At 35.7% G+C, this 8,432-nt stretch carries 9 protein-coding genes and 1 pseudogene; 4 read left to right on the forward strand and 6 right to left on the reverse strand.

The window, feature by feature from the left end:
* The 4 genes from RTK36_RS11585 to RTK36_RS11600 all read left to right on the forward strand — a co-directional run.
* A partial coding sequence (locus RTK36_RS11585; RefSeq protein WP_312047414.1) for an HAD-IC family P-type ATPase occupies positions 1-622 on the forward strand: 622 nt, incomplete at its 5' end.
* 95 nt (positions 623-717) lie between these two features.
* Positions 718-1,350, forward strand: a complete 633-nt coding sequence (locus RTK36_RS11590) for an L-2-amino-thiazoline-4-carboxylic acid hydrolase (RefSeq protein WP_312047415.1) — start codon at positions 718-720, stop codon at positions 1,348-1,350.
* A gap of 190 nt (positions 1,351-1,540) precedes the next feature.
* Positions 1,541-2,245 carry a response regulator transcription factor gene (locus RTK36_RS11595; RefSeq protein WP_312047416.1) on the forward strand — a complete coding sequence of 235 codons (705 nt, stop codon included), beginning with the start codon at positions 1,541-1,543 and terminating at the stop codon, positions 2,243-2,245.
* Positions 2,246-2,255: 10 nt separating this feature from the next.
* Positions 2,256-3,650 carry a sensor histidine kinase gene (locus tag RTK36_RS11600; protein WP_312047417.1) on the forward strand — a complete coding sequence of 465 codons (1,395 nt, stop codon included), beginning with the start codon at positions 2,256-2,258 and terminating at the stop codon, positions 3,648-3,650.
* A 20-nt stretch (positions 3,651-3,670) separates the two neighbouring features.
* Here the strand turns inward: RTK36_RS11600 and RTK36_RS11605 are convergent, their stop codons facing one another.
* From RTK36_RS11605 to RTK36_RS11630, 6 genes and pseudogenes are all read right to left on the reverse strand, one after another.
* The gene (locus tag RTK36_RS11605) at positions 3,671-4,258 is read right to left on the reverse strand and encodes a phosphatase PAP2 family protein (RefSeq protein WP_312047418.1); all 588 of its coding nucleotides are present in this window, start codon (positions 4,256-4,258) and stop codon (positions 3,671-3,673) included.
* Positions 4,259-4,370: 112 nt separating this feature from the next.
* A complete protein-coding gene (locus tag RTK36_RS11610) occupies positions 4,371-5,114 on the reverse strand; it encodes a protein kinase domain-containing protein (protein WP_312047419.1) in 744 nt (247 codons plus the stop codon).
* Entirely contained in the window at positions 5,111-5,392 is a 282-nt protein-coding gene (locus RTK36_RS11615; RefSeq protein ID WP_312047420.1) for a zinc ribbon domain-containing protein, read from the reverse strand. Before RTK36_RS11615 ends, RTK36_RS11610 begins: the two co-directional genes overlap by 4 nt.
* Positions 5,393-5,568: 176 nt before the next feature.
* Positions 5,569-6,921 (reverse strand): D-alanyl-D-alanine carboxypeptidase family protein, encoded by a 1,353-nt coding sequence (locus RTK36_RS11620; RefSeq protein WP_312047421.1) that lies wholly within the window; start codon positions 6,919-6,921, stop codon positions 5,569-5,571.
* A complete protein-coding gene (gene hflK / locus RTK36_RS11625) occupies positions 6,921-8,072 on the reverse strand; it encodes an FtsH protease activity modulator HflK (protein WP_312047422.1) in 1,152 nt (383 codons plus the stop codon). Before hflK ends, RTK36_RS11620 begins: the two co-directional genes overlap by 1 nt.
* A 20-nt stretch (positions 8,073-8,092) precedes the next feature.
* A pseudogene (locus tag RTK36_RS11630) lies at positions 8,093-8,432 on the reverse strand (hypothetical protein); the annotation flags it as partial.

An 8,432-nucleotide genomic window follows, 5' to 3' on the forward strand; every position in this document is an offset into this window, starting at 1 on the left:
TGCAGTAGGCACTATCATTCACGTTGTGATTGACGGAGAATATAGAGGCTACATTGTTATAGCGGATGAAGTAAAGGAAGACTCCGCAAAAGCAATACAGCTACTCAAAAAAGAAAATGTAAAACAAACGGTTATGCTTACCGGTGATGCCAAAGCTATTGGAGAAAAAGTTGCAAAAGAGTTGGGACTTGACCAAGTATATACACAGTTGCTTCCGGGGGATAAGGTAGATAAAGTAGAAGAACTTATGAAACATAAATCTGCAAAAGGGAAGCTTGTATTTGTTGGAGATGGTATCAACGATGCTCCTGTTCTTGCTCGTGCAGATCTTGGTATTGCCATGGGTGGGCTTGGCTCTGATGCTGCAATTGAAGCAGCAGATATTGTTATTATGACCGATGAACCTTCAAAGATTTCCACAGCCATGAAAATATCACGCAAGACCTTAGGTATCGTTAGACAAAATATTATTTTTTCTCTTGCTGTTAAATTGATAGTTTTAGTTTTAGGTGCTTTGGGAATAGCAACCATGTGGGCCGCTGTTTTTGCAGATGTTGGTGTTTCTGTAATTGCGATACTCAATGCAATTCGCATATTAAGTATAAAGCAGTATCGTTCCTAATAAGAAAGCAGAGCCGTTGATGGCGAAATGTCCTGCACTTGGTAAATCAGTGCAGGGCATATAAAATTTATATGTATTGGGGTGAATAACTGATAATGGAAAACTTAATTTACAGATTAACAATGTATAAAAACAAAGAATTTTTTATTCAAAAGTATTCAAAAGAATGGTATGAAGTATTTAGCAAAAAATCTAAGCAAAAATTCCACGATATTCTTCCCAAAATGCCACATATAGGGGAAAGTATTTTTTCGTTTAACTATAAGTTTGCTCCTTCTTACATTGCATGGTACTCAACTTTTCTTGAAATGAAGGTGCCAAAGCATGAAATTGACAGTAACATTTGGTCAATGCACGAAAATCTGGCTAGTATTGTTCCCGAAAATATACTAAAAAAGTATGGAAAAGCTTATTTTAATAGTTTTCGAAAAAAAGCTGCTGCCCATGTGAGAAAACAGAATTCTGTCGGGCTAAACCCGTATGATTGGCAGATTGAATACCTAGATTTAGATAATAATTCGTTCGAAATTGTCATAAAAACTTGTGGATTTAAAAAGCTTGCTAAAGAATATAATGTCGAGGGGTTACTTCCTGGCATTTGCCGTATGGATTATCTTTTTGCAAATATGATGGATAACGGTTTCGAACGCACAAAAACTCTTGGTGATAATGATGATTGTTGTGATGGAATATATCGTATGATTGGAAGCTGTGAATGGTCCTCCTGAAAAAGGATTTGAGCATAGAAAATGAGCATTGAACTGGTTTACACTGTAAACGCAACCCTCCGACAAGCTTATTTACAATTTACTTCATATCATTTTGGCTGTTTGCCTTAACTTTACTTATTTTTGTAAACTTCCTTATCAAGAAGACCCTAATAGGCCCTGCTTTCTCTTTTATACTGGGAGGTATTTCATGAACAACAAAACTACAATTCTACTGGTAGATGATGAAGTCAAAATTACCAGTGTGTTAGATGCATATTTAAGAAAAAACGGATATATCACTTTGGTGGCGGATAACGGAAAAACTGCAATTGAGCTTTTTGCAAATAATGAGGTATCTTTAATTGTCCTTGATTTAATGTTACCTGATATTTCTGGAGAAGAAATTTGCAAGCAACTTCGCTCAAAATCACGTGTTCCAATTATAATGCTAACTGCAAAATCAGAAGAAATAGACTTAATTGACGGACTAAGCATAGGTGCGGATGATTATATTACAAAGCCCTTTAGTCCAAGAGCAGTAATTGCAAAAATTGAAGCTGTTCTTAGACGAGCAAATGGAGATGAATTAATCAGTGTGCCTATTAGTTTTGCAAATGGGTTGCTCAGCATAGATTTTCAAAATAATATTGTAAAAAAGCAAGGCAATGTTATCAATCTGACCCCTACAGAATATAAGCTCTTAAAAACCATGGCGAAAGCGCCTGGAAGAATTTTCACCCGAGAGCAACTTATTACATTTGCCTTGGGAGATGACTACGATGGATTCGACCGTAGCATAGATACTTACATTAAAAGTATCCGCTCAAAGATTGAGCCAGATCGCAAAAAGCCAATGTTTGTATTAACAGTACATGGGTTGGGATATAAGTTTTCTTCAGATATCATGGGTTAGGAGGCAACAAATGTATCGTGGTTTAAAGGCACGTATTATTCTAGCTTTTACAACATTGCTCATATTGTCTGCCATATCATTTACTTTAGCATTTAATCTGGGACTTGATAACTTATTTCAAAATTATGCCAATTTGCAACAAGAGCGAAGAATAAACCAAATTCTTTCACAAGTAAACAGCTTATATTTGCCGCAAAGTGATAGCTTTAATACACAAGCACTTGAAGCTGTAGGAAATGCCGCCCTCCAAAATGGATTAATCCTTCACATTGAAACAGTAAATAAAGAAATGGATTGGGATATATCCACGCATCGTGCCAAGGAGTGTCAGCTTATGTTGGAGCATAGGGAGAAAAATATGCATAGCCGATATCCTAACTTTGATGGAAACTATGAGCAACAAGTACTAGATTTGACTTATCAAGGAAAAATAGTAGGTACTTTAACTCTGGGGTATTATGGTCCTTATGCCTTTGACGACATCGAACTGGAGCTTATTAATTCGCTCAATCGATTACTTGTTGGCATTGGTATTGTTCTCCTGATTATATCTGCTGGTTTTGCAAGTTATCTTGCTGTCAATTTAATCAGACCAATTAGAATGGTTGTAGGTACTGCGAAGAAAATTTCCTGCGGTAATTATGGTGTACAAATTGACGAACAATATAAAACCAGAGAAATTGCAGAGCTTGTTAGCACTATAAACGAAATGTCTGTGCAACTTCAGAAAAAAGAGCTACAAAAGCGCAGGTTGACTGCCGATGTGGCACATGAACTTAGAACACCTCTTGCCAATCTTCAAAGCCATATGGAGGCGGTGATAGATGAAGTGTGGGAACCTACTCCCGAACTGTTTCAAGGATGTTGTGATGAAATCAAACGACTTACTAGTCTTGTAAATCGTCTTAAAGAATTAACTGAATACGAAAACAACAGAGTTGCTTTAGAAAAACAGACCTTTTCAGTAAATCATTTTTTTGATACACTGCTAAGCGCCTTTTCCTTTACAGCAATGGCAAAGAATATAAGGTTCCAAGTAGAATGTGAGCCTACTGGTGCGGTATGTATCGCTGATGAAGAAAAAATTAAGCAATGTATGATTAACTTATTATCCAATGCCATACGTTACACCCCCATTGGCGGAACTGTTTCTCTTATATTTTATGAAAATAAAAGCTTTTTTAATTTCGAGGTATCTGATACTGGAATCGGTATCCCTGAAAATGATTTATCACAAATTTTTGAACGCTTTTATAGGGTGGATTCTTCAAGAAGTCAGTGCACTGGTGGCATGGGTATTGGACTTTCTATCACAAAGGCAATTATAGACATGCATAACGGAGAAATCACAGTAAGAAGTGTTCCCAATAAGGGCACTACATTTTGTATAATGCTTCCCAAATAAAAAAATGAAAATGGTACCGCCTAGTCTTTCTTAGGGCGATACCATTTTTTTACTGAATTTACTGACAAAATTGCACAAGCACTTCCGATAACAGCTCCTACTAATATATCACTGGGATAGTGGACATACAAATACATTCTGGAGAATGAAATCAAAACGGCTAATATCATTGCAGGTAATGCCAACTTACTTTTGTAGCGAATGAGGGTAACTGCACCTGCAAAAGAAACCGCTGCATGACCAGAAGGAAATGAATAATCCTTTGGCCACTCTATTAGCAGATTAATGTCTGACATATTTACAAATGGACGTGGTCGAGCAATGACTGGCTTTAAAAATAAATTACAAATGACAACTTCTAAGATAATTGCGACCATCATAGCAATACCAATATGTCTTGTTTTATTAAAATATAGCAATAGTACAGCAGTTATTATCCAAATCCATCCACTGTCTGCAAGACTTGTAATAAATACCATAACAATGTCCATAATAGGATTTTTTAAATAAATTTGGATAAGATCTAAAATTTCTAATTCGACATTCATTATGTTCATCCTTATTTTAATTTCAAGAGGGAGTAATTTTTGAGATTCAACGCCTTCCATTAGTTCAAATAAACTCCGTAATTAAAAATTCACACATTTTATCATCTTACCTGAAAGAGGATTATACTAGCAAAATAGTAGTATAAAATATATCCTCAATAAGTTGTCACTATCATAGTCTTTGAAAAAATGAAGAATATTTCAGACTATCTATAAAAGTAATAAAGTTTTCTTTTACATCTGAAACTGTTAAATATGGTTTTTCAAGTTTTAGAAGACGTGCAATATAAAGTTTTTGAAAATCATTTAACGTTAGTTCATCATACCATGCCATAGTTCTGTGCTTTTTATCAGTTGGATTCCAACGGGAATACAATAAAAACAATATTATTTCCCCAAAACAATGAAAATCACTTTGCATTCCCATTTTATCATAACGCACACAACGTGCCAAACCAAAATCAATGAGGAATATATTATTACCATTATCTAAAATGTTGCTAATGCTAATATCTCTGTGAACAATATTACGATTGGTTAAATACGCTATGATCGAAAGCAACTGCAGCCCTATGCGTCGAATATTTTCTAAAGAATAAGCTTTTTTTTTGGAAAATAAACAATACTCTAAGGTAAATCCTTCTATAAATTCCATTGCTAAAAACTTACTTCCAAACAAATAAATTGTACCAAAGTATTTAGGTATATAAGGATGAGAAATACTTGATAAAAAAACCTCCTCGTAATGCTCTTTCCCAATAGTTTGAATCGCAGCTTCCGGCTTAATTGCTTTGAATACCATTTTTTTATTTTTCTGGTCTTCTACAAGAAAACATTGACCAAAAAGGCCACTACCGATTTGCCTGATAATACGGTAATTAGATTTTTTAATCAATGTTTCGGGAGAAATTATCACTTTTTTGCACCACAGTTAGAGCAAAACTTATCGCTGCTACTTAGTGAAGCACCACACTGACATCGCAGCGCCTTATTTACTTCTTCTCCACAATACTTGCAAAATCTTACATTTTGTTCAATAATGCTTTGACAATCAGGACATCTTATAGTTGCTTGTGATGAAATATATGGCGGCTGTGGCTGCTGCATCATCTGCTGAGGTGGCTGTTGAAAATACCCACTTCCATGGTGGGAGCCATAGTACCCCCTGTTTCTAAAATGTGAAAAAAAGCTCATTCATTTTTCTCCTTATATAATATATTTAGGTTGATAAAGGTGACCTATAACCCTTTGTTAGCTGTATAATTGTTTCACTAGATAGAGTGACATCGTTTTCTCCTAATTGAACTAATCCTTGATATATACTATCATTAAAATATGATTTTTTTATGGGATTAAAATATTTAATATTACTATCTCGAATATTTTTTGATACGTTGCTGTCTTCTTAGTCTTCTCCTTCTTTCTTTTCTTCTATAATAGTATCTTTTTAAGGGTACCAGAAAAATAAATACAGGAATGATAATGAATAAAATCCGTATAAATATTTTGTCTTTAAAAACTTTTTCTTCCGTTATCGCCTCGCTATCAGCCCTCTTGCTATCTAAAGTTGGCATTGTCATATCCAATTTTACTGGAACATCTAACAGCTCAACCGTTTGTGTTTCATCAGTTCCTTTCACTTGCAAGCAAGCATATATATCTGAAAGTGAACCAGACATATTGATATCAGAGCGTTTTATTGCTGCTTTGATATTTTCACTTTCTATTCCGATAGGAACAAGAACAACCGGTCTTTTATCCATAAGTCTTAACTTAGCTCCTGATAACTCACCTTTATCTAAAGTAAACTCATTTAGGGCTGATTGCAAAGGCAAATCCTCTACCCTCACTCCATAAAAGGCATTAAAACCATAATCCAAAAGAGCTGTAGTATCTTTATATTTTTGTTTTGATTCAGACGATTTCATCACAACTGCAATTAAGGTTGTTCCACCTCGTTTTGCAACTGTAACCAATGTGTGTTCAGCTTCACTTGTCCAACCTGTTTTGCTCATTAGAATCGTATCATACGGCATTACGCCATTTAAAAAACTATTTCTATTATTAAAATAGCGTATTTCAGGTTGTATATTGGTTGGAGCCATTTGGTGTCTTTTGGTACTGAAGTAAGTTGTAAGTCCAGGAATCTTTAGTGCTTCGGAAGTAATCATCGCCATATCATAAGCACTGGTATAATGGCTATTATCTTGTAACCCATGAGCATTTACAAAGTTTGTGTTTTTTAGTCCAAGCATTTCTACCTGTTCATTCATTAACTTTGTGAAATTATCTAAATTACCGCCAATCAGCTCTGCAATACCATTTGCAGCATCATTTGCTGACTCTGTTCCAAGAGCATACAATGCTTCTTCAAGGGTTAGCGTTTCGCCAACATCAAGTGCAATATGCGATGAATCTCTGTCTATTGAAAATACTGCATCATCGGACATCATAATTTTGTCAGAGGGTTTACCATATTTTAGAGCCAAAAGAGCCGTCATTATTTTTGTAATGCTTGCAGGATACATACGTCTATCTTTATCTTTATCGAACAATACTTGACCAGTGTCTGCATTGATCAATACCGCAGTTTCTGATACTATTTGTGGCACATTTACATTTGCATCCTGTGCAGCTACCGCAACACTCCAAAACGATAACTGCAAGGAAACCACTAGTAACATAATAAAAAATTGATTTAACCTTTGTTTTCTATAAATCATTACTCATTTCCTGGTGCAATGTTGACCCCACCCGATATACTAGAATCAAAAAGTCGTACATCAACATTGCCGTCTGCCGAATCAACAATATATAGTTTTGCAGTTGGGAGTATTTTTTCGAGGGTTTCTAGTAACAGACGATATTTTGTTGTATCTTCAGTATAAATTGCAGAGTTTTTTTGATATTCCGTTAGCATTGCAAGAAACTTCTCAGTGTCTCCGGTCGCACGAGATAGCTGCTCCTGTTTATATGCTTCTGCATCGGAAATCAGTTTATTAGCTTCTGCTCGTGCTTTAGGGATGAGACTGTTGTAATAACCGTTTGCCTCGTTAATAGCTGTTTCTTTTTCCTCCTTGGCGGTAGTTACATCTAAAAACGCAGCCGATACATTGTCAGGAGGAACAATTGCTTGAATATTAAATGCTGTAATTTGTATTCCGGCATCATAACCATTTAAGGCATCTTGTGCTAACTGAAGTATTGAATTCTGTGCTTCAACCTTTTCTGTGCTTAAAATATCATCCACAGCTGTACTGGCCATTAGCTGTACCAAGGCTGCTTCAACACTATACCTAACAAGTTGTTCCCCATTGCCATTGACATTATAAAGGTATTTTGCTGCATCATTAATTTGGTAGTGAACACTTGCTTGTGATGTAATGATGTTTTCATCTCCGGTTAGCAATTGTATGGCAGTTGGCTCTTCGTTTGGCTGATGCACATGTTCAGGCAAACTCATTCCTATATCAGCCCTTCTCACCTCTGAAACATTAACCTTCTGTACCTCATCAATAGGGAACGGCAGGCGATAATGCAATCCCTCACTAACCGGCTGACCTTGCAAAACACCAAATCGCCGAATAACAGCCTGCTCCCCTGGATTTACAATATAAATACCTGTAAGTAAATAAATCCCAAAAACACATACCACCAAAATCAAGAGTGCCTTTTGTGGTTTAATATGACCAAATGCATTTCTTAAGTCCCTCATGGTGCCACTGTTTTTACCTGATGACAATATTTTGTTGTAATCAAAGAATTTTGTTGTACCTTTTACTCTATCCAGTGCTGTACGCATGGCTTTTTTTATTTTTTTAATAAAACTATCATTTCCTCCACTTGGAGAGTTCTGATTAAGCTGATCCGACATTTTCTATTCCTCCCTTCCAATTAATTTGTTTTGCCACTTAAATATTTCAGAATTTCCGCAGTAGAAGGAAGAATCAATGTTGTATTTCCATCTATTGTTTTTTCATATGTTTCAAGTGTCCTAATAAATTCGTAAAATTTTGGATCGCGCTGAAAAGCTTTCCCATAAATGCGAATTGCCTCAGAATCGCCCTCACCTTTTATCTGTTGAGCTTGCTTATATGCTTCTGCTAAAATAAGTTTCTGTTCCTTTTCAGCATCAGATCGGATTTTAGAAGCCTGTTCGCTACCCTCTGCACGATATTTTTGAGCCATCTGTTCACGTTCCGCACTCATTCGGTCGTAAACACTTTGTTTATTA

Origin of the sequence: Anaerotignum sp., assembly GCF_031981185.1 — a bacterium.
Classification (GTDB): domain Bacteria; phylum Bacillota; class Clostridia; order Lachnospirales; family Anaerotignaceae; genus Chakrabartyella.

Coding starts and splice junctions, on each gene's coding strand:
- RTK36_RS11590 (WP_312047415.1), top strand. CDS start 718: ATGGAAAACTTAATTTACAGATTAACAATGTATAAAAACAAAGAATTT.
- RTK36_RS11595 (WP_312047416.1), top strand. CDS start 1,541: ATGAACAACAAAACTACAATTCTACTGGTAGATGATGAAGTCAAAATT.
- RTK36_RS11600 (WP_312047417.1), top strand. CDS start 2,256: ATGTATCGTGGTTTAAAGGCACGTATTATTCTAGCTTTTACAACATTG.
- RTK36_RS11605 (WP_312047418.1), bottom strand. CDS start 4,258: ATGGAAGGCGTTGAATCTCAAAAATTACTCCCTCTTGAAATTAAAATA.
- RTK36_RS11615 (WP_312047420.1), bottom strand. CDS start 5,392: ATGAGCTTTTTTTCACATTTTAGAAACAGGGGGTACTATGGCTCCCAC.
- RTK36_RS11620 (WP_312047421.1), bottom strand. CDS start 6,921: ATGATTTATAGAAAACAAAGGTTAAATCAATTTTTTATTATGTTACTA.
- hflK (WP_312047422.1), bottom strand. CDS start 8,072: ATGTCGGATCAGCTTAATCAGAACTCTCCAAGTGGAGGAAATGATAGT.